Annotated in this window: 19 protein-coding genes; 13 read left to right on the top strand and 6 right to left on the bottom strand. The window is 62.0% G+C overall.

What is annotated here, in order from left to right:
- Positions 1-35: 35 nt before the first annotated feature.
- Entirely contained in the window at positions 36-2,363 is a 2,328-nt protein-coding gene (gene metE / locus ACQ4W0_RS22255; protein ID WP_436578741.1) for a 5-methyltetrahydropteroyltriglutamate--homocysteine S-methyltransferase, read from the bottom strand.
- A gap of 118 nt (positions 2,364-2,481) precedes the next feature.
- Between metE and ACQ4W0_RS22250 the strand changes: the two genes are divergently transcribed.
- The 5 genes from ACQ4W0_RS22250 to ACQ4W0_RS22230 all read left to right on the top strand — a co-directional run bounded on the left by ACQ4W0_RS22250 (position 2,482) and on the right by ACQ4W0_RS22230 (position 7,903).
- The gene (locus tag ACQ4W0_RS22250) at positions 2,482-3,390 is read left to right on the top strand and encodes a LysR family transcriptional regulator (protein WP_426073535.1); all 909 of its coding nucleotides are present in this window, start codon (positions 2,482-2,484) and stop codon (positions 3,388-3,390) included.
- 129 nt (positions 3,391-3,519) lie between these two features.
- Complete coding sequence (locus ACQ4W0_RS22245; RefSeq protein ID WP_436578740.1) at positions 3,520-4,005, top strand: phasin family protein; 486 nt, start codon at positions 3,520-3,522, stop codon at positions 4,003-4,005.
- Positions 4,006-4,218: 213 nt separating this feature from the next.
- On the top strand, positions 4,219-5,397 hold the full coding sequence (locus tag ACQ4W0_RS22240; protein ID WP_436578739.1) for an acetyl-CoA C-acetyltransferase: 1,179 nt from the start codon (positions 4,219-4,221) through the stop codon (positions 5,395-5,397).
- A gap of 211 nt (positions 5,398-5,608) precedes the next feature.
- Complete coding sequence (gene phbB / locus ACQ4W0_RS22235) at positions 5,609-6,349, top strand: acetoacetyl-CoA reductase (protein WP_436578738.1); 741 nt, start codon at positions 5,609-5,611, stop codon at positions 6,347-6,349.
- A 117-nt stretch (positions 6,350-6,466) separates the two neighbouring features.
- A complete protein-coding gene (locus ACQ4W0_RS22230) occupies positions 6,467-7,903 on the top strand; it encodes a tetratricopeptide repeat protein (protein ID WP_436578737.1) in 1,437 nt (478 codons plus the stop codon).
- Here ACQ4W0_RS22230 and ACQ4W0_RS22225 read toward each other — a convergent pair.
- Positions 7,840-8,460: a LysE family translocator gene (locus ACQ4W0_RS22225; protein WP_436578736.1), complete on the bottom strand. Its 621-nt coding sequence runs from the start codon at positions 8,458-8,460 to the stop codon at positions 7,840-7,842. The genes ACQ4W0_RS22230 and ACQ4W0_RS22225 overlap by 64 nt on opposite strands.
- Before the next feature lie 153 nt (positions 8,461-8,613).
- On the opposite strand from ACQ4W0_RS22225, the gene ACQ4W0_RS22220 reads away from it, so the two are divergent.
- The 4 genes from ACQ4W0_RS22220 to ACQ4W0_RS22205 all read left to right on the top strand — a co-directional run bounded on the left by ACQ4W0_RS22220 (position 8,614) and on the right by ACQ4W0_RS22205 (position 11,176).
- Entirely contained in the window at positions 8,614-9,096 is a 483-nt protein-coding gene (locus ACQ4W0_RS22220; RefSeq protein ID WP_010393611.1) for an Lrp/AsnC family transcriptional regulator, read from the top strand.
- 72 nt (positions 9,097-9,168) lie between these two features.
- Positions 9,169-10,125: a prolyl aminopeptidase gene (gene pip / locus ACQ4W0_RS22215; protein ID WP_436578735.1), complete on the top strand. Its 957-nt coding sequence runs from the start codon at positions 9,169-9,171 to the stop codon at positions 10,123-10,125.
- Between the two features lie 112 nt (positions 10,126-10,237).
- On the top strand, positions 10,238-10,678 hold the full coding sequence (locus ACQ4W0_RS22210) for a DUF2721 domain-containing protein (protein WP_010393607.1): 441 nt from the start codon (positions 10,238-10,240) through the stop codon (positions 10,676-10,678).
- Between the two features lie 42 nt (positions 10,679-10,720).
- Positions 10,721-11,176: a hypothetical protein gene (locus ACQ4W0_RS22205; protein ID WP_436578734.1), complete on the top strand. Its 456-nt coding sequence runs from the start codon at positions 10,721-10,723 to the stop codon at positions 11,174-11,176.
- 4 nt (positions 11,177-11,180) lie between these two features.
- Here ACQ4W0_RS22205 and ACQ4W0_RS22200 read toward each other — a convergent pair whose 3' ends face one another.
- Positions 11,181-11,771: an SRPBCC family protein gene (locus ACQ4W0_RS22200; RefSeq protein WP_436578733.1), complete on the bottom strand. Its 591-nt coding sequence runs from the start codon at positions 11,769-11,771 to the stop codon at positions 11,181-11,183.
- 159 nt (positions 11,772-11,930) lie between these two features.
- Here ACQ4W0_RS22200 and ACQ4W0_RS22195 point away from each other — a divergent pair, with 159 nt between their 5' ends.
- The gene (locus ACQ4W0_RS22195; protein ID WP_436578732.1) at positions 11,931-13,976 is read left to right on the top strand and encodes an oxidoreductase; all 2,046 of its coding nucleotides are present in this window, start codon (positions 11,931-11,933) and stop codon (positions 13,974-13,976) included.
- Between the two features lie 65 nt (positions 13,977-14,041).
- Here the strand turns inward: ACQ4W0_RS22195 and ACQ4W0_RS22190 are convergent, their stop codons facing one another.
- The 3 genes from ACQ4W0_RS22190 to ACQ4W0_RS22180 form a co-directional block, all read right to left on the bottom strand.
- Positions 14,042-15,754: a cation:proton antiporter domain-containing protein gene (locus ACQ4W0_RS22190; RefSeq protein WP_436578731.1), complete on the bottom strand. Its 1,713-nt coding sequence runs from the start codon at positions 15,752-15,754 to the stop codon at positions 14,042-14,044.
- A gap of 210 nt (positions 15,755-15,964) precedes the next feature.
- The gene (locus ACQ4W0_RS22185; protein WP_436578730.1) at positions 15,965-17,086 is read right to left on the bottom strand and encodes a beta-ketoacyl-ACP synthase III; all 1,122 of its coding nucleotides are present in this window, start codon (positions 17,084-17,086) and stop codon (positions 15,965-15,967) included.
- A gap of 180 nt (positions 17,087-17,266) precedes the next feature.
- On the bottom strand, positions 17,267-18,721 hold the full coding sequence (locus ACQ4W0_RS22180; protein ID WP_436578729.1) for a S41 family peptidase: 1,455 nt from the start codon (positions 18,719-18,721) through the stop codon (positions 17,267-17,269).
- 324 nt (positions 18,722-19,045) lie between these two features.
- Between ACQ4W0_RS22180 and ACQ4W0_RS22175 the strand changes: the two genes are divergently transcribed.
- The 3 genes from ACQ4W0_RS22175 to ACQ4W0_RS22165 all read left to right on the top strand — a co-directional run bounded on the left by ACQ4W0_RS22175 (position 19,046) and on the right by ACQ4W0_RS22165 (position 24,138).
- Complete coding sequence (locus ACQ4W0_RS22175; protein ID WP_436578728.1) at positions 19,046-19,624, top strand: hypothetical protein; 579 nt, start codon at positions 19,046-19,048, stop codon at positions 19,622-19,624.
- Between the two features lie 168 nt (positions 19,625-19,792).
- Positions 19,793-21,877: a M13 family metallopeptidase gene (locus ACQ4W0_RS22170; protein ID WP_436578727.1), complete on the top strand. Its 2,085-nt coding sequence runs from the start codon at positions 19,793-19,795 to the stop codon at positions 21,875-21,877.
- A gap of 188 nt (positions 21,878-22,065) precedes the next feature.
- Positions 22,066-24,138, top strand: a complete 2,073-nt coding sequence (locus ACQ4W0_RS22165) for a M13 family metallopeptidase (protein ID WP_436578726.1) — start codon at positions 22,066-22,068, stop codon at positions 24,136-24,138.
- Positions 24,139-24,297 lie beyond the last annotated feature (159 nt).

Genomic DNA, 24,297 nt, shown 5'->3' with positions numbered 1-24,297 from the left:
CAGCCGGACATGCGCCCTGACGGCGTTGTCCCGTATCAAGCCGCACGCATCTGCTGTGCCGCCGCGACCATATTTTTTAAAGCCGCTTCCGTTTCCGCCCAGCCCCGCGTCTTCAAGCCGCAGTCCGGGTTCACCCATAAGTTAGCCGGCGGAATCACGGCGCTGGCTTTTTGCAGCAATTTCACCATGTCGGGCGTCGAGGGGATGCGCGGCGAGTGGATGTCGTACACGCCGGGGCCGATTTCGTTCAGATACTGGAACTGGCCTAAGCCCGTCAGCAATTCCATGTCCGAGCGGCTCGTTTCTATCGTGATGACGTCGGCGTCCATGGCGGCGATCTGCGGCAGGATGTCGTTGAACTGCGCATAGCACATGTGCGTGTGGATCTGCGTCGCGTCCTTGACCACGGATGCGGTGATGCGGAAGGCACGCGTGGCCCAGTCCAGGTAGGCTTCCCCCTGACCGCGGCGCAGCGGCAAGCCTTCGCGGATGGCCGGCTCGTCGATCTGGATGATGCCGATGCCGGCCGTTTCCAGGTCTTGCACCTCGTCGCGGATGGCCAGGGACAGCTGTAGCGCAGTGGTGGCGCGCGGCTGGTCGTCGCGCACGAACGACCATTGCAATAGCGTGACGGGGCCTGTCAGCATGCCCTTCATGGGTTTGTGCGTCAGGCTTTGCGCGTGCACCGTCCAGGCTACGGTCATGGCGGCCGGGCGCTGCACGTCGCCGTAGATGACGGGTGGCTTGACGCAGCGCGAGCCGTACGATTGCACCCAGCCCAGGCGCGTGAAGACGAACCCATCCAGTTGTTCGCCGAAGTATTCGACCATGTCGTTGCGCTCCGCCTCGCCATGCACCAGCACGTCCAGGCCCAGCGCTTCCTGGCGCCCCACGGCGTGGGCGATTTCGGCGCGCATCTGGTTTTCATACTCGGCGCTTGCCAGTTCGCCCCGTTGATGGCTGGCGCGGGCGGCGCGGATGGCCGCCGTCTGCGGGAAGGAACCGATGGTCGTCGTCGGGAAGTCGGGCAGGCGCAGGCGTGCGCGTTGCACTGCCTGGCGCTGCGGGAAGCTGGAATCGCGGCGGTCCGCAGTGGGCGTGAGCGCTTGCAGGCGCTGCGTGACCGAGGCACGGTGGACGCGGGGGCTGGCGCGCCGCCCTGCGATGGCCAGACGAGACATTGCCAGCGCGGCATCGTCGGGATGACCGGCCAATGCGTCCTTCAGCAGCGCAATTTCCGTCAGTTTCTCCGTGGCAAACGCCAGCCAGGTCCGGATTTCGCCGTCGAGGTCCGTTTCCGCTTCCAGGCTGAACGGCACGTGCAGCAGCGAGCATGTGGGCGCCAGCCACAGGTGGCCGTTGCGCTTGGCCGCCAGCGGCAGCAGCACGGCGAGGGCTGCGTCGAGGTCGGTGCGCCAGATGTTGCGCCCATCGACGATGCCGATCGACAAGACTTTATGCGCGGGCAGCCAGTCCGTCACGCTGATCAGCTCGTGTGGCGCGCGGATGCCATCCACGTGCAGGCCGGCCACGGGCAGGCGGCAGGTCAGGCTGAGGTTTTCTTCCAGCGGCGAGAAATACGTGGCCAGCAGGATATTCACGCCTACCTGGTTCAGTTGCCAGTAGGCGCTCTCGAAGGCGCTGCGCCAGGCGTTGGGCAAGTCCAGGCCCAGGATCGGTTCATCGAGCTGCACCCAGCTCACGCCTTGCTGCTTGAGGCGGTCGAGCAGGGCGCCGTAGACGGGCAGCAATTGTTCCAGCAGGGCCAGCCGCTGGAAACCAGACTCGCCCGGCGTCTTTTCCTTGCCCAGCCAGAGGAAGGTGAGGGGGCCGATCAGCGCCGCCTTGACCTGGTGGCCCAGCGCCTGCGCCTCGGCCACTTCCGCCAGCAGGCGCTCGCAGGCCAGCGAAAACCGGGTCTGCGGCGACAATTCGGGCACCAGGTAATGGTAATTGGTGTCAAACCACTTGCTCATTTCCAGTGCGTGGCCGCCGGCGGTGTGTTCATGGTGCGCGTGACTGTGCGTGCAGCCGGCGTGATCCGCCTGGCTGTCGTTGCCGCGCGCCATTGTGAAATAGCGCGACAGCGGCGATTGTGCTGCGTCAAAGCTGAAACGCGCCGGCTCGCAGCCCAGCAGCTGGATATGGTTGGCCACCTGGTCGTAAAAGGCGAAGTCGCCCACGGTAACGTAGGCGAGTCCGGCGTCGCGTTGCAGCGCCCAGTGGCGCGCCCGCAGTTGCTGACCGGTGGCTTCCAGGGTGGCCTCGGACACCTCGCCACGCCAGTGGCTTTCCAGAGCCCATTTCAGTTCACGCGCGGCGCCGATACGGGGAAAGCCAAGGATGTGGGTACGAATGGTCATGATGTCATCGAGATTTAATGTGAATGCGCTAGAGTGTGCGGCAACTTGGTCTATAATCAAAACGAAACATTTTGACGAATAACATGAAAATAATTCACGTACATTGCCTATTTTCCCGATGCTAGAAATCCGTCACCTGCGCACCCTGAGTGCCTTGCGTTCCTCCGGCAGCCTGGTGCGCGCTGCGCAGCTGCTCAATTTGACCCAGTCGGCCCTGTCGCACCAGATCCGTTTACTGGAAGAGCGCTACAAGGCGCCCTTGTTCGAGCGCAAGTCGATGCCGATCGCCTTTACTGCCACGGGCAGCCGGCTGCTGGAGCTGGCCGACAAGCTGTTGCCCGAGATCGAACTGGCCGAGCGCGACGTGGCGCGCCTGTCGCAGGGCGACAAGGGGCAGTTGCGCGTGGCGCTCGAATGCCATACCTGCTTCGACTGGCTGATGCCGGTGATGGATGCGTTCCGCCAGCGCTGGCCGGAAGTGGAAATCGACCTGGTGTCGGGCTTTCACAGCGAACCGGCGGAGCTGCTGCGCTCGGGCGAGGCGGATCTGGTGATCGGTTCGCCGTATGGCCCCGATTTCACCGTGTTTCCCCTGTTCCGTTTTGAAATGCTGGTGGTGATGGCGCAGAAGCACCGGCTGCAGGCGCAGCGCCGGCTGGTGGCGGCCGACTTTACGGGCGAGACCCTGATCACCTATCCCGTGCCGGAAGAGCGCATCGATTTGATCCGCGAAGTGCTGCGGCCGGCCGGCATCCAGTTTGAACGCCGCACGGCCGAGCTGACGGTGGCCGTGCTGCAACTGGTGGCGAGCCGGCGCGGCATCGCCGCCTTGCCGAACTGGGCCATCAAGAATTACGTCGATTACGATTATGTGGTGGCGCGCCCGGTGGGTGAGCACGGCTTGTGGAGCGACCTGTATGTCTCCGTGCCGGAGCAGTTGCAAGACAAGGCGTATGTGCGCGATTTTGTCAGCGTGATACGCGAACAGTGCGCGGCCTCGCTCGACGGTATCAAGTTGTTGTCCTGATCAACGTTGAGTTGGAAACAAACCAACAGGAAAGCTTGATAAATATCAAGGTTTAGCAATGAACGACCGCTTACAGTTGAGCACTGTGCGGCGCAACATGGCGCCGCCTACTCTTTGGGGAGGAACGATATGTTTTCATTTTCCGAACAATGGGCACGCGCCGGCAAGGCCGTGGTGGATGCACAGTTGAGCAGTGCGCAAGCGTATGTCCAGGCTGCGGTCGACAGCGGTGCCAGCGTGCTCGATTGGCAGATCGATGCGGCCCGCGCAGCACTGGCCGCCGCTACGGTGGCGGGCAATCAGCTGCTGTCCGTGAAGGACCCGCAAGCGTTGTTGCAACTGTCGCGCACGCAGTCGCAACTGGCCATCGAACGCATCGGTGCATATGGCCGTCAGGCAAAGGATGTTGCTCAAGAAACCCATGAGAAATTCGATACTGTGACAAAGGGTGAGTTTGCTGCATCGCGTCAAAAATTTGGCGAGCTGTTGCAGGTGGTAAAGCAAACGCCCGTGCCCCTGATTATTCCCTTCAATAATTTTCTAAAAACCACTTTCGGCGGCGCCGATGAAGGGTATGATAAAAATAAAAATACGCGTCCCGCTCGTCAAACGTAGGCGCGTTGCGGCTTGGCAGCGGCTATCCGCCGCGCCAGGCCGCCCGCCGCTACCGCCGGGCAGGCTGCCATCGCTGCCGTCTGCGGTGCTGGAACTGTGGCGCATGCCACGCTAGAATGAAACACAGCTTGCTGTGTCTTCCCGAATTCGGATTCATTGGATTCTATTAACACCTTGACCTTGGCCTTCGTGGCCTGCATATCGGAGAAATAAATGGATGATGTCGTAATCGTGGCCGCCGGCCGTACCGCAGTCGGTAAATTCGGTGGCAGTCTGGCCAAGATTCCTGCGTCCGAACTGGGCGCGCATGTAATCAAGGGCTTGCTGGCACAAACCGGCATCGACCCGAACCTGATCGGCGAAGCGATCCTGGGCCAGGTGCTGACGGCTGCCGTCGGCCAGAACGCCGCGCGCCAGGCTGTCATCAAGGCAGGCTTGCCCAGCTCGATCCCGGCATTCACCATCAACAAGGTATGCGGCAGCGGCCTGAAGGCCACACACCTGGCGGCGCAGGCGATCAAGTGCGGCGACGCCAATATCATCATCGCCGGCGGCCAGGAAAACATGAGCGCCTCGCCGCACGCGATGAACGGCTCGCGCGACGGTTTCCGCATGGGCGACTTCAAGATGATCGACACCATGATCGTCGACGGCCTGTGGGACGTGTACAACCAGTACCACATGGGCATCACGGCGGAAAACGTCGCCAAGAAATATGAAGTGACGCGCGCCGAGCAGGATGAATTCGCGCTGCAGTCGCAATTGAAGGCGGAAGCGGCGCAAAAAGCGGGCAAGTTCAAGGATGAAATCCTGCCGCTGGAAATCGCCAACAAAAAAGGCACCGTGGTTTTCGACAGCGACGAATACATCAAGCCTGGCTCGACCCTGGAATCGCTGACCGGCCTGCGCCCCGCGTTCGCCAAGGATGGCACCGTGACGGCCGGCAACGCCTCGGGCCTGAACGATGGCGCCGCCGCCGTCATCATGATGTCCGCTGCGCAAGCGAAGGAACTGGGCTTGAAGCCGCTGGCACGCATCAAGGCCTACGCCTCGTCGGGCCTGGACCCGGCCGTCATGGGCATGGGCCCTGTCTCCGCTTCGCGTTTGTGCCTGAAAAAAGCCGGCTGGACGCATGAAGAGCTGGACTTGATGGAAATCAACGAAGCGTTTGCCGCGCAAGCGATTGCCGTCAACAAGGAAATGGGCTGGGATACCAGCAAGATCAACGTGAACGGTGGCGCGATTGCCATCGGCCACCCGATCGGCGCCTCCGGCGCGCGCATCCTGGTCACCCTGATCCACGAAATGATACGCCGCGACGCCAAGAAAGGCTTGGCAGCATTGTGCATTGGCGGCGGCATGGGTGTCGCTTTAGCGATCGAACGCGACTAAGTAGCTGGCACCGCACCCAAACTACTGCGCGGCGCGCTTTGCGGCCTGCGATGCTCACCGTGCTAGAGCACGGTTGCGCTTCTTAGCCACAAATCATCACCGCTCGCTACGCTTGGGTACGGTGCGGTACGCCGCCGTCACGCGGCGGGTGTGGATGGTTTTAAGCAAATGATTAACTTTTTAGCAACAGAACGACACTGAGGGGATGAAAATGGCAAGAGTTGCATTGGTAACTGGTGGCATGGGTGGTCTGGGCGAAGCAGTCTGTTTCAAGCTGGCGGCGCTCGGCTATCGCGTGGTGACCACATATTCTCCAGGCAATCCGAAGGTCGCGGAATGGCTGGCGACGACCAAGGACATGGGTTATGACTTCAAGGCATATCCGTGCGACGTGTCCGACTACGATTCGGCAGCTGCCTGCGTGGCTGCCGTGGAAAAGGATATCGGTCCTGTCGATGTGCTGGTGAATAATGCCGGCATCACGCGCGACATGACGTTCAAGAAGATGGACAAGCCGAACTGGGATGCCGTGATGGGCACCAACCTCGACTCCGTCTTCAACATGACCAAGCCCGTCTGCGACGGCATGGTGGAACGCGGCTGGGGCCGCATCATTAATATCTCGTCCGTGAATGGCCAGAAGGGCGCGTTCGGCCAGACCAACTATTCGGCCGCGAAAGCCGGCATGCACGGTTTCACTAAGTCGCTGGCGCTGGAAGTGGCGCGCAAGAACGTCACCGTCAACACCATTTCGCCAGGCTACATCGGCACCAAGATGGTCATGGCAATTCCGCAGGAAGTGCTCGACAGCAAAATCATCCCGCAAATTCCCATGGCGCGCCTGGGCAAGCCGGAAGAAGTGGCCGGCCTGGTGGCCTACCTGGCCTCCGATGAGGCAGCGTTCGTCACGGGCGCGAATATCTCGATCAACGGCGGCCAGCACATGTCGTAATCGGGTTTGAGGTACAACAGAGAGACAGCTTCGGCTGTCTTTTTTTATGCTGGCAAGCAAAACAGGCGGGGCGCGTGCTTTGCCTTAGAATCAGCATTTCTCCACGGCATCATCTCCATGACCCTCTTTCCTGTCTTGCGCCGCGCCAGCGTGCTTGCCTTCCTTCTCTTGGGCACTTCCGCTGTCCAGGCCAGCGTCGCGTTCCACGTCACGGTCACTACCGAGCGCGTCAACAAGCCCGGCGTGAAAACCAGCCTGCCCGCGCGCGATACGCAGGACAGCGATGTCGTGCTGGGCCCGCATTACCTGAGCGTGCGCGATGGCAAGAGCTTGTCCGTGCTCGATTTTGCCACGCGCCGCCGCCACGTCATCGATATGGCGGCATCCACCTATGACACGTATTCGCTGTTCGACGTGGCGGGCTTTCGGCGTATCGAGATCGGGCACCGCAAGGGCATGGCTGGCGCGCTCCAGGCTGGCGGCTTGCAGGCCCACGTCACGCCGCTCGTGTATGAGGAGCAATCGCTGTCTGTGCCGGGGGCAAGACGGCGCGGTGCGCTGGTGCCGCAGGTGCTCGACGGTGCCGTGCTGTGGTCGCTCGACGAGCAGCCGCTGTTGCGCCTGGGGATCGCCGGCAGCCCCGCCAGCGGCGACGATGCCGCGGCGTTTGCCCAGTACTTGCGCTACACCTGGGGCGCTCACCCGCTGGTGCTGAAGATGCTGGCCGATGGCAAACGCATTCCCGCCGTATTCACCTTGCATTACCAGGAAGTGGGCGGCAAGGTCACGCGCCATTTCCGCATCAGCGCCATGACGGTGGATGCGCCTGCCACCTACACGCTGGCAGCGTACCGGCCACGCCCGCTGATGGCCGATGCGCCGGCGCTCGAACGCGTGCTGGCGCAGGCGGCGCTGCTGCCGCCGCTGGGACCGCAGGCGCATCCGGCGCTGCGTGCCGAAGCGGAGCGCCTGTTTGCGGCAGAAAAGCCCTTCGAGGCTTTTTTGAGCATGTTGGAAGACCATTTTTCCACAGGAGCGCTGGTCGACAAACTCACGCCACAGCAGCAACTGGCCATGCAGGAGTGCGAGCCCATCCACGACTTGACGCGGGGCTTGCTGGCCAAGGACCAGGACGGCATCAAGGCAGCATTGGCCACCGTGCAGGAATTAAGGAAGCAAACGGGGATGGAACAGCCTGTATTGGCTTTGTTCGAAGGGAATCTGCGCGCCAAGCTGGGGCAGTGGCCCGAGGCGACCGCGCTGTATCTGCAAGTGCTGCAGGCAAAACCGCAGATGGCGGCCGTGTACCAGGATTTGGGCGACGCCTTGCTGGCGCAATTTAATGCGGCCTATGCCTGGCGCAGCTGGGATGCGGGGCGGGCCATGGCACCGTCGCTGCGGCAATTTCGCAAGGTCAACGACCTTGAGCGTAGCCTGCTGAACGATTACCCCGCCTTCTTTGCCGACGGGGCGCCGGTTTGGCCGAAAGTTCAGCCCAGCACCAACCGTCCGGCCAGCAGCACAAAGACAGAAGGCAGCACGAACTTGCCGTAAGGCGAAGGTTTGCCGCACAGGCGGCGCGCCAGACGCGCGGCCAATACGGCGTACACGGCGTCGAACAGCAGGCCCACCAGCACCAGGACGGCGCCCAGGCGCAGGTATTGCATGCCGACGCTGTCGCTGCCGGTGACGAACTGTGGCAGGAACATGCTGCAAAACAGCAGTGCCTTTGGATTGAGCAGATTGGTCAGGAAGCCGCGCGCCAGGCTGGCGCGGGCGCTGTGCGCCGTGGCGGGGGCGGCTTCTTCCTGCGCCGTTTTTTTCGACAGGGCCGACTGCAGCAGGCGCAGCGCCAGGTACAGCAGGTAGGCGGCGCCCGCCCATTTGACCCACTGCAGGGCTTGCGGATGCGTCACCATCAGCGCGGCCAGGCCCGCGCCCGACAGCGCCACGTGCACGGCGCGCGCGCCGGCGATGCCCAGGGCCGTCACCAGCGCCGTGGCCACGCCGCGCGCGGCACCTGTCGCCAGCACCAGCGCCATGTCGGGGCCCGGTAATAAAAAGGCGCCGGCCAGTGCCAGCAGGTACATCAGGAAGGTAGAATCGGACATGGGCCAGTCGAAAAGAAAAGCGGGAGCATGCGCACGCTGCAGCCTGCTCGCCGGGCCCCATTATGTTCTTGCTGTGATGAAATGTGCTTGCTTTTCCTGCCCTGCATGCCCTAGTATTAGGGTGGATTCCACTCCTATAAAAACAAAAAATAGATGAAAATTTCAGAAGTTAGCCTTGATGCCACCGATTTGCAGATACTCAGGCTGTTGCAGGATGAAGGACGGCTGTCCAACGCGCGCCTGGCCGAGCGCTTGAAGCTCAGCGAAACCCCCGTCTGGCGCCGCTTGCGCCGCCTGGAAGAAGAAGGGTTCATTACCGGCTACCAGGCTTTGCTCAATCGCAAGAAACTGGGCATTGGCCTGGTGGCGTTTGTACGGGTCGTGTTTGCCAACCATGGCGGCGAGCAGCCCTCGCAGTTCGAGCAAGCCATCGCCACGATTCCCGAGATATTGTCGTGCCACAATGTGGCGGGCGAAGCCGATTATTTCCTGCAAGTCGTGGCGCGCGACCTGGAAGCGTATGGCGAATTCGTCTCGACCGTGCTGCGCCGCCTGCCCGGCGTGGCGGAAATCCAGTCCAGCCTGTCGATGCGCGAAATCAAGTCGTCGAACCGCCTGCCCTTGCCGCTGGCCTGAGGAGCCGGGGGCGCACTATAATTGGAACAGTTGCCAGGATGCCTGGCCCCTGACTGCCATCTAAGGACCGCCATGCCCGATTCCCTGACTCCCCTGTTTCCCGTCCTGTCGCCGAACCGGCACGGCATGCTGGCGGTCGATGACATCCACACCATTTATTGGGAAGAGTGCGGCAATCCCGATGGTATTCCCGTGCTGTTCCTGCATGGCGGCCCCGGCGCGGGCCTGTCGCCGCAGCACCGCCGCTTCTTCGATCCGCAGCGCTATCGCGTGATCCTGTTCGACCAGCGCGGCGCGGGCAAGTCCACGCCGCTGGGCGAATGGCGCAACAACACGACGCAGCTGCTGATCGACGATATCGAAATGCTGCGCGTCCAGTTCGGCATCGCCCAATGGCTGGTGTTTGGCGGCTCCTGGGGCTCGACCCTGGCGCTGGCGTATGGCCAGGCACATCCCGAAGCTTGCCTCGGTTTCGTGCTGCGTGGCATTTTCCTGTGCACGCAGGCGGAAATCGACTGGTTCATCGACGGCGTGCGCTGGTTTTATCCGGAACTGTACGAAGAATTTGCCGCCCCCATTCCGCCAGAGGAAAGGGGCGACCTGCTGGCCGCCTATGTGCAACGCATCCTCAGCAGCGACCCCGCCGTGTACTGGCCCGCCGCGCGCGCCTGGAGCCGCTTCGAGGGGCGTCGCGTGTACCTGATGCCGCAGCCGGAAGATGCGCCGAACGATGCGCTGGACCTGGGCGTGGGCCGGCTCGAATCGCATTACATGGCCAATCTCGGTTTCTTCGAGGAAGACCAGTTGATCCGCAACATGGGGCGCATCGCGCATTTGCCGGCCGTCATCGTGCAGGGACGTTACGACGCCATCTGCCCGCCCCTGTCGGCTTACCGCCTGCAGCAAGCCTGGCCCGGCGCGCAGCTGGAGATGATCCCGGACGCAGGCCATGGTGCGCTCGAGCACGGCATCGCTTCGGCGCTGGTGCGCGCCACCGAACGCTTCGTGCCGGGGCGCGGCTTCGCATGACGTTCAACCATGCCGGTTGGCAAAGCGGCCAGCCGGCGTGCGCCACCTGCTACACTAGCGCCTGTGCCGCCGCCTTCCGCGGGCGGCAGTGCGACCTTACCTTTTTTTACCCATGAACATACAGATCGGCGACATCGGCCATATCATCCAGCTGGCGATTGCGCCGGTCTTCCTGCTGACAGGTATTGGCACCATGCTGGTGGTGCTGACCAACCGCCTGGGCCGCATCATCGACCGCACGCGCGTGCTGGAAGACCGGCTCGACATCGGCTACAACGATTTCTATATGGATGAGCTCGATACCCTGTATCGGCGTACCCATTTGATCAATTACTCGATTTCGCTCAGCACGGCGTGCGGTTTTTTCGTCTGCGTCATCATCGCCATGCTGTTTTTGGGCGACATCCTGAACCTGACCCTGGACAAATACATCGCGGTCTTCTTTGTGCTGGCCGTGATTTGCCTGATCGGTTGTTTTATTTATTTACTGCGCGAAATTTATCTGGCCGCGACGGCCCAGCGCATCCGGCGCCATATCCGCCCGCCACGTTAAGCGGCGCGCCGGTTTACCCTACTATTGAAGAACGAGTCCAGCATGCACGATTACAAACGTCCCCCCACCCTGCACCGCTACGGCCAGCGCAGCGAACTCGAGCTGGCGCTGAGCCTGGGCCAGTTCCGTCTGGTGCCAGCGGGCAATTGCCTGACCCTCAGCTTTTCGCAAGTGTGGGACAAGCAACTGTTCGACCTGTTCGCCCCGGCCGACGCCTGTTTGATCATCCACAATACGGAAGAATTCGGCGAACGCCTGCACCGCGCCGTACAGCGCACCTTGCCCAGCTGGGCTGGCATCGACGGCGTCGTCGAATACGGCCAGCGCGCGGCCCTGGGCGCTACCTTCACCAAGACGCGCGCCGAAGCACCCGAGCAGGAATGGCTGTTCGCCTGGCGCTCGATGCAGCCACAGGCGAGCTTGAACCCCGTCACGGTAAAACTGGGCAGTCTGGAAAACTTTGCGGAAATCCGCGACCGCGATACGTATTTAGCCTGATTTATCAGGATTTATCGGCATGCTGGCTGTCGATGCGGGCCAGCACGGCCGCCATCATGCGCTCGATATCGCCGCGTATCATGGTCGTGCCCAGCATGCCGGGCACATAGAAGCCCGGCATCAGCCGGCTGGAAAAGACGATGCGCGTGCCCCCCGTCTCGGGGATGGGGTACAAATTCCAGCGTGATTCGTAATGCCGCATGTCGCCCGAAATGAGGGCGATGTCGATGGCCGTGAACGGCGTTTCCGTGGCCCGCACTACCAGGTGGATGGCGTGGTTCATGAACAGGAAGCGCGCCATGCCCTGCTGCTCGATGATGACTTCATTGCCATTGCGCGATAGCACGCGGCAGGAACTGAGGTCGGGCACGAATTCATGCATGCGCTCGTAGGTGGTCAGGGTCTTCCAGACGGACGCCGGCGGCGCCTGCACGCTGCCGCTGGCATCAACTTCATACATGCGCTGCCCATCGACCTCGAGGCGCTTGACGTCGACCTTCAGCTTGTCCAGGCGTGCCGCCTGCATCTGCGCTTGCGCCGCCGCCGGGGTGGCAACGGTGCACAGCATCAGCAGGCAGAGGAAGAGTCGGGTCATGCTTCCTAGCCTACGGGAAACTTGCGCCCTGCACAAGCTGTACCCATCGCCGGCGAGTGCGCCGGGCGATTTAGAACTCCCGGTCTAGAGAAATACGCTGCGGCGGCCAGCAATGCTTGTTACCTTACGGCCTGCATACCACCATCTATCGGACCGACCATGACTGCCTATCCCCATTTGCTGGCCCCGCTCGACCTGGGCTTCACCACCTTGCGCAACCGCGTCATCATGGGGTCCATGCACACGGGCCTGGAAGACCGGTTTTATCATTATGGCAAGCTGGCCACGTTTTACCGCGAACGGGCGCGGGGCGGCGTGGGGCTGATCGTCACGGGCGGCATCTCGCCGAACCGCCAGGGCTGGCTGCTGCCGTTCGGCGGCACCCTCAATTTCCTCGGCGACGTGCCGAACCACCGCAAGGTGACGCGCGCCGTGCACGAGGAGGGCGGCAAGATCGTCATGCAGATCCTGCATGCGGGCCGCTACGGCTACCAGCCCTTCGTCGTCTCGGCGTCGGCAAAAAAATCGCCGATTTCGCCGTTCCGCCCCCGTCCCTTGAGCGAACGGGGCATCGAGCGCACCATCTGCGACTACGTGCGCTGCGCACGCCTGGCGCAAAAGGCCGCCTACGACGGCATCGAGGTGATGGGCAGCGAAGGGTACCTGTTGAACCAGTTCCTATGTGCGCGCACGAATCTGCGCCAGGACCGCTGGGGCGGCACGATCGAGAACCGCATGCGCCTGCCCGTGGAGATCGTGCGCCGCATCCGCGCCGCCGTCGGTCCCAACTTCATCATCATGTATCGCCACTCGCTGCTCGACCTGGTCGAGGGCGGCAATACCTGGGACGACGTGGTGACGGTGGCCAGGGCGCTGGAACAGGCTGGCGTGACGATACTCAATACGGGCTTCGGCTGGCATGAAGCGCGCGTCCCCACCATCGTCACCTCGGTTCCGCGCGCCGCGTTTGCCAGCGTGGCGGGCCGCTTGCGGCGGGAAGTGAGCATTCCCGTGGTGGCGTCGAACCGCATCAACATGCCGCACGAAGCGAACGCCATCCTGGAACGGGGTGATTGCGACCTGGTGTCGATGGCGCGCCCCTTCCTGGCCGACCCGTTTTTTGTCGCCAAGGCCGCCTCGGGCCGCGCCGACGAGATCAATACCTGCATCGGCTGCAACCAGGCGTGCCTGGACCACACCTTTGCCAACAAGCGCGCCAGCTGCCTGGTCAACCCGCGCGCCTGCCATGAAACGGAGCTCGTGTACGCGAAAAAGGCCGTGCCGCGCCGGGTGGCCGTCGTCGGCGCCGGGCCGGCCGGCCTGTCGGCCGCCACCGTGGCCGCCGAATGCGGGCACGAGGTGACCCTGTTCGACAGCAGCGACAGCGTCGGCGGGCAGTTCAAGGTGGCCATGCAGATACCGGGCAAGGAAGAATTTACGGAAACCATCCGCTATTTTGCCCGCCGCATCGCCTTGTCGAATATCAAGCTGCGCCTGGGCCAGCGTGTCACGCGCGACCAATTGCTGGCCGGCGGCTATGATGACGTCATCATCGCCACGGGCATCAAGGTGCGCCTGCCGGCCATTCCCGGCATCGACCATCCGAAAGTGCTGTCGTATCTGGACGTGCTGCAAGCCAAGAAGCCTGTCGGCGCGCGCGTGGCCATCATCGGCGCGGGCGGCATCGGCTTCGACGTGGGCGAATATTTGCTGCACGACCCGGCGCACCCGCTGCCCCAGCCCGTGGCGACGTGGGCGGGCGAGTGGGGCGTGGACTTGAATGCGGCCACGGGTGGCGGCCTGGTGCCACCCGTGGCACCTGTGCCCGTGCGGCAGATTTTCCTGTTGCAGCGCAAGACGTCGAAGGTGGGCGCGGGCCTGGGCAAGACGTCGGGCTGGGTGCACCGCGCGGCCCTGGCGCGCAATGGCGTGGCCATGCTGGCCGGCGTAAGCTACGACAAGATCGACGGGCAGGGCTTGCACATCACGGTGGGCGGCGAGCAGCGCCTGCTGGCGGTGGACAACGTGGTCATCTGCGCAGGCCAGGACAGTTTGACGGAACTCATGCCGCCCGTCGACGAGGATGGCAAGCCGCTTGCGTCGGGCGGCCCCCGCTTCCATAAAATCGGCGGCGCCGCGCTGGCGGCGGAACTCGATGCCAAGCGGGCCATACGGGAAGGCGCGGAGCTGGCCGCGAGTCTATAAAAAATGGGGCCAGTCCTTTCAGGCCTGGCCCCATCTAGAATAGTGCTGTTAAGTATGCTGCGGCATCAATGCCCGCCATGCCCCTTTTTCACCGCCTCAAAACTCTGCAGCACGTGCTCGGCCATGCCATTCGCCAGCTCGTGCTCGCCAATGAACACCTTGCCCGCGTTTTCCGCGCGCAGCAATTCCGCCTCTTCCTCGCTGTGCGTGCGCACCACCGTCAGGATGGTGGGGTTCAGCGCGCGCGCCGTCTCGATCATGGCGCGCACGTGGAAGGTGTCCGGCGTGGCGATGACGAGCATGGTGGCGTGCGTGATGTGCGCCTGGATCAGCACGGCCGGTTCGCCCGCATTGCCGGCCACGGCCGGGATGCCCTGCTTGCGCAGCTGGTCGACGATTTCGCGGTTTTCCTCGGCCACGACGAAATGAATGCCCCGCTCCATCAGGGCGGCGGCGATGCGCCGGCCCACGCGGCCATAGCCCACCAGCACGATTTGCCCCGACAGCTTTTCCTGCGGCACCGTCATCGGCAGCTCTGCCAGCGGGTCGGTAGTGCGTTCGAACTTGCGCGCGAAATCGCTGTTGCCGATCACGCGCAGCAGCGGCTTGGCCATGCTGAACACCAGCGGGTTGAGGGCGATGGACAGGATGGCGCCGGCCAGAATCAGGCTTTGCCCTTCCTGCGGCATCAGGCCCAGCGACAGGCCCAGGGCGGCCAGGATGAACGAGAACTCACCGATCTGCGCCAGGCTGGCCGAGACGATGATGGCCGTTTTCGGCGGATAGCGCAGGGCCATCACCAGCAAAAAGGCGGCGATTGACTTGCCGAAGATAATGATGGCGCACACGGCCAGCACTTGCAGCGGCTTGTCGATGAGGATATTCGGCTCGAACAGCATGCCGACGGAAACGAAGAACAGCACGGCGAAGGCGTCGCGCAGGGGCAGCGATTCTTCCGCGGCGCGATGACTGAGTTCGGATTCGCGCAGCACCATGCCGGCGAAGAAGGCGCCCAGTGCAAACGATACGCCGAACAGCTTGGTCGAAGCGTAGGCGATGCCGACGGCGGCGGCGATCACGCACAAGGTAAACAGTTCACGCGAACCGGTGCGCGCCACTTGCCACAAGATCCATGGGAACAGCTTGCGGCCCACCACCAGCATGAAGACGATGAAGCCGGCCACTTGGCCCAGGGTAATGGCCAGGGTTTGCCACAGGCTGACGGCCTCGGCATCCGGCGCAACTTTGCCACCCAGCACACCGGCAAATGCCGGCAGCAGCACGAGGACCAGCACGGTGACGAGGTCTTCCACCACCAGCCAGCCGACGGCGATGCGCCCGTTGAGCGAGTCGAGGATGCCCCGTTCTTCCAGCGCGCGCAGCAGCACCACGGTACTGGCCACGGACAGGGCCAGGCCAAAGATCAGCCCGCCACCGAGTGTCCAGCCCCACCAGTGGGCCAGGCCCATGCCCATCGCCGTGGCGACGCCGATCTGCAGGATGGCGCCGGGTAGCGCGATCTTGCGCACATCCCATAAATCTTCGATGGAAAAGTGCAGGCCGACACCGAACATCATCAGCATCACCCCGATTTCCGCCAATTGCCCGGCTATTTCCGCATCCGCCACAAAACCGGGTGTGGCCGGTCCGATGATGATGCCGGCAGCCAGATAGCCGACCAATGCCGGCAGTTTCAGGCGCGCGGCGATGAAGCCGAAGATGAGGCCGAACCCGAGGGCGGCGGCTATGGTGGTGATCAGACTGATGTCATGGGGCATGCGTGGTGGGTTCCTTATGGAGTCGTGCGGATGGAAAAAGAGGGTGTTCAGCGATTGAGTATAAACGCAACAAAGCTGCGGCTGGAATTTTCCTGCCGCTTTTTTTACAAAAAATTTGCGCTATATCTTCGTCCAGGTGGCTACGAACGCATGCCATCCACCCGCATCTGCGCCTAATTCAAGGAATCAGGCGCATCCCGCCCCAAACCCTTACACCTTGCGCACGACCACGCAGCCGATGGAATAGCCGGCGCCAAACGAGCAGATGACGCCCAAGTTACCTGCCGCCATGTCATCCTGATAGGTATGGAAGGCGATGATGGAACCGGCTGACGAGGTGTTGGCGTAGGTGTCGAGGATCACGGGCGCTTCGTTGGCCTCGGCGTCGCGGCCCAGGATCAGGCGCGCGATCAGCAAGTTCATGTTCAGGTTGGCCTGGTGCAGCCAGTAGCGGCTCACTTGCGCCACTTCCACGCCGGCCTTGGCCAGGGTGGCCTTGATCATCTCGGCCGCCATCGGGCACACTTCCTTGAAGACCTTGCGGCCTTGCTGGCGGAACAGCTTGTCTGCCTTGCCCACGCCGGATTCATCAAAACGGTTGAGGAAGCCGAAATTGTTGCGAATGGCATTCGAGAAGCGCGTTTTGAGTTCCGTAGCGATGATCTCGAACTGGTGCGTAGAGACGGCCGTGTCTTTCGCTTCGACGATGATGGCGGTGCAGGCGTCGCCGAAAATGAAATGGCTGTCGCGGTCGCGCCAGTTCAGGTGGCCGCTGGTGATTTCGGGATTCAAGACCAGCACGGCGCGCGCCTGGCCGCTTTGCACGGCGGCCACGGCTTGCTGGATGCCGAAGGTGGCGGACGAGCACGCCACATTCATGTCAAAACCATAACCGTCGATGCCCAGCGCATCCTGCACTTCCACCGCCATGGCCGGGTAGGCGCGCTGCATATTGCTGCAGGCCACCAGCACCATGTCGATGTCGGCCGGCGTGCGGCCGGCGCGCGCCAGCGCATCGCGCGCGGCGGCCACGGCCATCTCGGCCTGCAAGGACAGTTCGTCATCGCCCCGTTCCGCAATGCGCGACACCATGCGGGCCGGATCGAGGATGCCTGCCTTTTCCATCACGAAGCGCGACTTGATGCCGGACGCCTTTTCAATGAAGGCCACGCTCGACAGCTCCAGCGCCGTCACTTCGCCCGCAGCGATCGCGTCGGCGTGATCGGCATTGAATTTTTCTGCGTAAGCATTGAAGCAGGTGACCAGTTCTTCGTTGGAGATCGAAAATGGCGGCGTGTACAGTCCGGTACCGCTGATGACGACTTGTTTCATGGTTAAACTTTCAAATTTGGCAATCGGCGCGCTGCCGATAAGTGAAGCAAATTTTACACAAACGGACTCGACTGTAGAGAGTTTCGTGTTGCGGGGGAGGGGGAAGTGTGGCGGAAGATTGATTTTTGTCGCGTAGACGGGTGACCGGGGGGCATTGCGCCCCCCTGCTGGCGGTGTTGCTTATTTCTTCTTTTCTTTCTTGATGTCGGCTTGCACCACCACCGGTTCGGCTTTGGCCAGTTGCACCGGTAAGCCTTTCAGGTGGTTCAGCGCCTGGTGCAGCTGGAAATCGTCCTTGCTGCCAAATTCCAGCGGCTTGCGGATTTTTTCCAGGGCGATGATGCGCAATTGCTCTTCCATCTCGTCGTTGACGGGCGCCGCCTTGGCGCCGTTGTTGGCGCTGCTTTGGTCGCGGTCGTTGCTCAGGTGCTTGGAGAGGTCCGCTTCGCGGATGCGCAAGCCGTTCAAGCCGTCGCCGTCCGCATTCTCATCGACCAGCAGGTCGGGCACGATGCCCTTGGCCTGGATCGAGCGCCCGTTCGGCGTGTAGTAGCGGGCCGTCGTCAGCTTGACGGCCGTGTCGGCCGTCAACTGGCGGATGGTTTGCACGGAACCCTTGCCGAAGGTTTGCGTGCCGATGATGGTGGCGCGCTTGTAGTCTTGCAGGGCGCCGGCGACGATTTCCGAGGCCGAGGCCGAGCCCGTGTTGACGAGCACCACCAGCGGCACTTTCTTGATGGCGGCCGGTAATTTCGCCAGCGCATCGCCTTCCGAGCGGAAGGTATAGTATTCGGCGCGGCCGTAGAACACCTGTTTTGAATCGGGCAGCTGGCCGTTGGTCGAGACGATGGCCGCGTCCTTCGGCAGGAAGGCGGCCGAGACGCCGATGGCGCCCTGCAGCACGCCGCCCGGATCGTTGCGCAGGTCCAGCACCATGCCCTTGATGTTCGGGTCTTGCTGGTACAGGGCAGTGATCTGCGCGGCCATGTCGTCGACGGTCGGTTCCTGGAATTGCGACACGCGCAGCCAGGCGTAGCCCGGCTCGACCATCTTCGCCTTCACGCTTTTTTGATGAATTTCCTCGCGCGTGATGGTGAAGGCCAGCGGCTGGGGTTCATCCTTGCGGGCAATCGTCAGCGACACCTTGGTGCCCGGTTCGCCGCGCATGCGCTTGACGCTGTCGTCGAGGCTGACGCCTTTCACGGGCTGGCCATCGAGGCGGGTAATCAAATCGCCGGCCTTGATGCCGGCGCGGTAGGCGGGCGAATCTTCGATGGGCGAGACGATCTTGATGTAGCCGTCTTCGCTGAGGCCGATTTCAATGCCCAGGCCGACAAACTTGCCTTCGGAGCCTTCGCGCAGCTCGGCGTAGGCTTTCTTGTCCAGGTAGGCGGAATGGGGGTCGAGCGAGGCGACCATGCCGGAAATGGCGTCTTCCAGCAATTTCTTGTCTTCCACCGGCTCGACGTAATCGGACTTGATCAGGCCAAACACATCGGCCAGCTGGCGCAACTCTTCCAGCGGCAGGGGTGGCTCGACGTTTTTTTGCGCCATGGCCGAAAATTGCAGTGACACGGCGACGCCAGCCACCACGCCCAGGCCGATCAAGCCGGTATTTTTGAGTTTGCCCATCATTGCACCTTTGCAGCTAGCGTGTCTTGCACAAGCGCCAGTCCCCGTGGAGCGGCGCTTTCCTGAAAGTATAGACCTGAATCTCTGCCGGCGTGGGCCGGTCGTGGAAAAAGCGTACCTGGGTCCAGTCTACGCGCGAAAACAGGGCTTTCAGCTTGCCATATGTTGCGGCTTTGTATGCGATGTATAGTTCATCTTGAGGGGAGTAAGCATTTGTAAGAGTCGAAAAAAAGCGTGTGCAGCGGCCCTATAGTGGACTCGCATTCTCGACCCGAAGTGGTTTTGCCTGCGTCTGCGGACGCAGGCTTTTTTTTATCCGGAGCCCCCATGACATCGCTGACCTTTTCCCCCGCCTTGCGCCGCCTCAGCCTGGCTTTCCTGCTGGGCACTACCGCCTTGACCGCCTCGGCCGTGCCGATCGCCGAGATGCGCCTGGAAGACTTGCTGCCCATGGCCCCCGATTTCAAGGTGGAACTGAAACTCAATGCGAATCAAACCACCTTGTGGCAGCAGGTGGAAGGAAAAACCCGTCAACTCTTGCGCGAACGCAAGGCGCGCCGCGAACGCCTGCTAGCAGGCGTGACGCAGGGCTTGCAGGCGCCCCGCCTGGAGTTGCGTGACCTGCTCGCCGGCCTGGACAATGAAAGCACGCTGAGCCTGGCAGAAGAAAAGCAGGTACGCGAGTGGTGGCTCAGCGTCAACGATGCCCTGGACGAGCAGCAGCGCCAGATGGTGGCCCAGTTCATCGCCCGGCAGATGGCGCGCGTGATGGACGCCGCCGTACCCCACAGTGAATCGCGCGGCGCGCCCGGTGGCGAACACGGCGGACGCAAGGGCGGCAAGGGGGGCATGGGCGGCGTGAGCATGGGCAGCGGGGGCGCCGGCATGACGATACCCGGCAACTGAGGCTGTAACTGAGAGGTAATTCCGTGAGGGGTAATTCCGGGGCAGTCCGGAGGCAAGAATGGCCAAATGGCATGGTCGCGTGCTACATTCCTGCAGCGCCTGGCGCGGCGGGCTATCCGCCCGCAGCTATCTGCCCGGTCTTTTTGACATGCCCCATAAGGACAATCCGTGAATCGCTATCTCTTGAGCAGTCTGACCCTGACCCTGTTGGCTGCGTTTGCCCATGCCGCCGAACCGGCATCCGCCGCTGCCGCACCGACCGTGGCGCCCAGTGTCGCACCTTCCGCACCTGCCGCCGCTGGTGTCGTTTCCGGCATCGATGTGCAGTATATCGACCCGGCTGTGCGCGTGCAGGACGATTTCTTCACCCATTTGAACGGCAAGTGGCTGGCCACGGCCGAGATCCCTGCCGACAAGTCGAGCTGGGGTTCGTTCGCCAAGCTGCGCGATGACACCACGCCACAGTTGCGCGGCATCATCGAGTCCACGCAACAGGACAAGCACAAGAAAGCCGGTTCCGAAGCACAGAAAATCGGCGACCTGTACACCAGCTTCATGGATGAAGCCCGCCTCGACGCGCTGGGTGTGAAGCCGCTGGCCGGCGAATTGAACCGTATCCGCTCGCTGCGCGACAAGAAAGGCGTGCCCGCCCTGATTGCCCACCTGAGCCAGACGGGCGTGTCGACCCCGTACGCCGTGTATGTGGGCCAGGATGCGCGTGCCTCGACGAAATATGCCGCCTACGTGAGCCAAAGCGGACTGGGCATGCCCGACCGCGACTACTACCTGGAAGCCAAGCAAGCTGGCGTGAAGGAAAAATACCAGGCGCACGTGGAAAAAATGCTGGCCATGGCCGGCGACAAGAATGCTGCCACCCGCGCCAAGGCTGTCGTTGCGCTGGAAACGGCCCTGGCCGAAGTGCAATGGACCAAGGTCGAGAACCGCGACCCCGTCAAACGCTACAACAAGACCGACATCAACAAGCTGAACGACCTGACCCCCGGCTACGACTTGAAAGCGGGCCTGGCCGCCTCGGGCATCGCCAACAAGGTTGATTACGTCATCGTCAACCAGCCCAGCTATCTGGCTGGCTACAACAAGGTGCTGGCCGCGACCGACCTGGACACCCTGAAAGCCTACTTCGAATGGCAGTTGCTGCGTAGCTACGCCAGCTACCTGTCGAAAAACTTCGTCGATGAAAGCTTTGCCTTCTATGGCACGGTACTCAGTGGCGTGACGGAAAACCAGCCGCGCTGGAAGCGTGGCGTGGGCGCCGTCGAAGGCGTGCTGGGCGAAGCCGTCGGTAAACTATACGTGGCGCAATATTTCCCGGCTGAGCGCAAGGCGCACATGCAGGAACTGGTGAAAAACGTGCTGGCCGCCTACAAGGACAGCATCGATACGCTGGACTGGATGAGCCCGGAAACCAAGCAGGAAGCGCAAGCCAAGCTGGCCAAGTTCACGCCGAAGATCGCCTATCCGAACAAATGGCGCGATTATGCGAAGCTGCAAATCGTCCAGGGCGACCTGATGGGCAACATGATGCGTGCAGCGAACTTCGCTTCGGCGCGCCAGGTGGCCAAGCTGGGCAAACCGATCGACCGCGAAGAGTGGGGCATGACGCCGCAAACGGTGAACGCCTATTACAGCTCGACGATGAATGAAATCGTCTTCCCCGCCTCCATCCTGCAGCCGCCATTCTTTGACGCCAACGCGGACGACGCCGTCAACTATGGCGCCATCGGCGCCGTCATCGGCCATGAAATCAGCCACGGTTTCGACGACAAGGGCAGCCAGTCCGATGGCGACGGTAACCTGCGCGACTGGTGGACCCCGGCCGACCGCAAGAATTTCGCCGCCAAAGCCGATGCGCTGACCAAGCAATACGACGGCTACAGCCCATTGCCTGGCTACAACGTCAATGGCGCGCTGACCCTGGGCGAGAACATCGCCGACAACTCGGGCGTGGCGATTGCGTACAAGGCGTACAAGATTTCGCTGGGTGGCAAGCCGGCGCCCGTGCTCGATGGCTTGACGGGCGACCAGCGCTTCTACATGGGCTTTGGCCAGGTATGGCGCAGCAAGATGCGCGAAGCACAGCAGATCGTGCAGATCAAGACCGACCCCCATTCGCCGGGCCAATATCGCGCCAACGGCACCATGGTCAACCAGCCAGGCTTCTATGAAGCGTTTGGCGTGAAACCGGGCGACAAGATGTATGTTGCCCCGGAAAATCGCGTGATCATCTGGTAAGCGCGTGCGTGTCATCGTGAAAAACGTACTACTGTAGCAACAAGAAAGGCCACCTCGCGTGGTCTTTTTTGCATTCTGATCAAAGTTCTTTCTGTCGTTTCCGCCGGTATGCTACAGTCAAAAACCGGGCCAGAAGCCTTGGGCCTTCTGACCCTTATATTCCACACAATATAATATAGAGGACAACCGTGAATCGTTATTTGTTAAGTGCATTGACTCTGAGTTTGCTGGCCGGCGTGTCCGGCATGGCTGGCGCCGCTGATTCTGCCAAGAAAGCTGCTGCTCCCGCCACAGCTGTCGCCGCTGCGGCGCGGACGTCCGGTATCGCCATCGAATACGTTGACCCTGCCGTGCGCGCGCAGGACGATTTGTTTCAGCACCTGAATGGCAAATGGCTGGCGGAAACCGTCATTCCTGCCGACAAGTCGAGCTGGGGCAGCTTTGCCAAGCTGGCCGACGATACGCAAACGCAGCTGCGCGGCATCGTCGAAGGCGCTAGCGCCGACAAGGCCCGCGCAGCCGGCTCGAATGCCCAGAAAATCGGTGATTTTTATAACAGCTTCATGGATGAAGCCAAGCTGGAAAGCCTGGGCCTGACCCCCTTGAACGCGGAGCTGGCGAAGATCGCCGCACTGCAGGACAAGGCGGAATTGCCGGCTGTCATCGCCCATTTCAGCAAGCTGGGCGTGACCTCGCCTTACGACTTCGGCATCCACCAGGACGCCAAGGATTCCACCAAATACGTGGCCGACATCGTGCAAAGCGGCCTGGGCTTGCCTGACCGCGATTACTACCTGGAAGCGGGCAAGGCCGATACGCGCGCCAAATACCTGGCCCACGTGGAAAAAATGCTCAGTTTGGCCGGCGACGCGAACGCTGCCGCCAATGCTAAGGCTATCCTGGCCCTGGAAACGGAACTGGCCAAGGCGCAATGGAGCAATGTGCAGAACCGTGACCCCGTCAAGACCTACAACAAGGTGGAGCTGGCGAAACTGGCTGCCGTGGCGCCAGGCTACGACTGGGCCCGCTACCTGAAGGACACGGGCATCGCCGGCAAGGTCAACTACGTGATCGTCAGCCAGCCCAGCTACCTGAAAGGCTTCGCCGAGATCGCCAACAAGACGCCGCTGGAGACGTGGAAAGCGTATTTCCAGTGGCACTTGCTGCACGCCAATGCCGGCTATCTGCCGAAAGCCTATGTCGATGAAAACTTCGCGTTTTATGGCACCACGCTGACGGGCGTGACAGAAATGCGTCCGCGCTGGAAGCGTGGCGTGGGCGCCGTCGAAGGCGCGTTGGGCGAAGCCGTGGGCCAGCTGTACGTGGAGCAATATTTCCCGGCCGAGCGCAAGGTGCGCATGGAAGCGCTGGTGAAAAACCTGATGACGGCTTACAAGCAAAGCATCGACAAGCTCGACTGGATGAGCCCTGTCACCAAGAAACAGGCGCAGATCAAGCTGGCCAAGTTCACTACCAAGATCGGCTATCCGAACAAATGGCGCGATTACTCGGGCCTGACGGTGGCGCAGGACGATTTGATCGGCAATATCCAGCGTTCGCATCTGCTCAACTACAACCGCGAATTGAACAAACTGGGCCAGCCTATCGACCGCGACGAGTGGGGCATGACGCCGCAGACCGTGAACGCCTATTACAACCCTGAGCTGAATGAAATCGTCTTCCCGGCCGCCATCCTGCAAGCGCCGTTCTTCGATGCCAACGCGGACGATGCCGTCAACTATGGCGCCATCGGCGGCGTGATTGGCCATGAAATCAGCCACGGCTTCGACGACCAGGGCGCCCAGTACGATGGCGACGGCAACCTGCGCGACTGGTGGACCAAGGCTGACCATAAAAACTTCGCCAAGAAAACCAAGCAGCTGGTGGCGCAGTACAACAGCTTCAGCCCTGTTCCTGGCCACTTCGTCAACGGCGAACTGACCCTGGGCGAAAACATCGCCGACAATTCCGGCGTGGCGATCGCCTACAAAGCGTACAAATTGTCGCTGAATGGCAAGAAAGCCCCCGTCATCGACGGTTTCACGGGCGAGCAGCGTTTCTATGCGGGCTTTGCCCAGGTATGGCGCATGAAGATGCGCGAAGCGCAGCAACTGGTCTTGCTGAAAACGGACCCGCACTCGCCAGGCCAGTTCCGCGCCAACGGCACCATGCGCAACCAGCCCGGCTTCTACCAGGCCTTCGACGTGAAACCGGGCGACAAGATGTATCTGCCACCGAAAGACCGCGTCATCATGTGGTAAGACTGCTGTTCAAGGTCTGAGTTGCCAGCCGCCCCGCGCAAGTGAACTGAACCCCGAAAGTTGGACACCAACTTTCGGGGTTTTTTCTATGGCGAAGTACAGTACGCAGTTCAAACTGGATGTGATCCAGCAATTTCTGCAGGGTGAGGCCGGTATCAA

The organism is Janthinobacterium breve, assembly GCF_051380895.1.
In the GTDB taxonomy this organism is placed as follows: domain Bacteria; phylum Pseudomonadota; class Gammaproteobacteria; order Burkholderiales; family Burkholderiaceae_D; genus Janthinobacterium.
The sequence above is the reverse complement of the archived record's forward strand: the minus strand, read 5'-3'. Positions and strand labels throughout refer to the sequence as shown.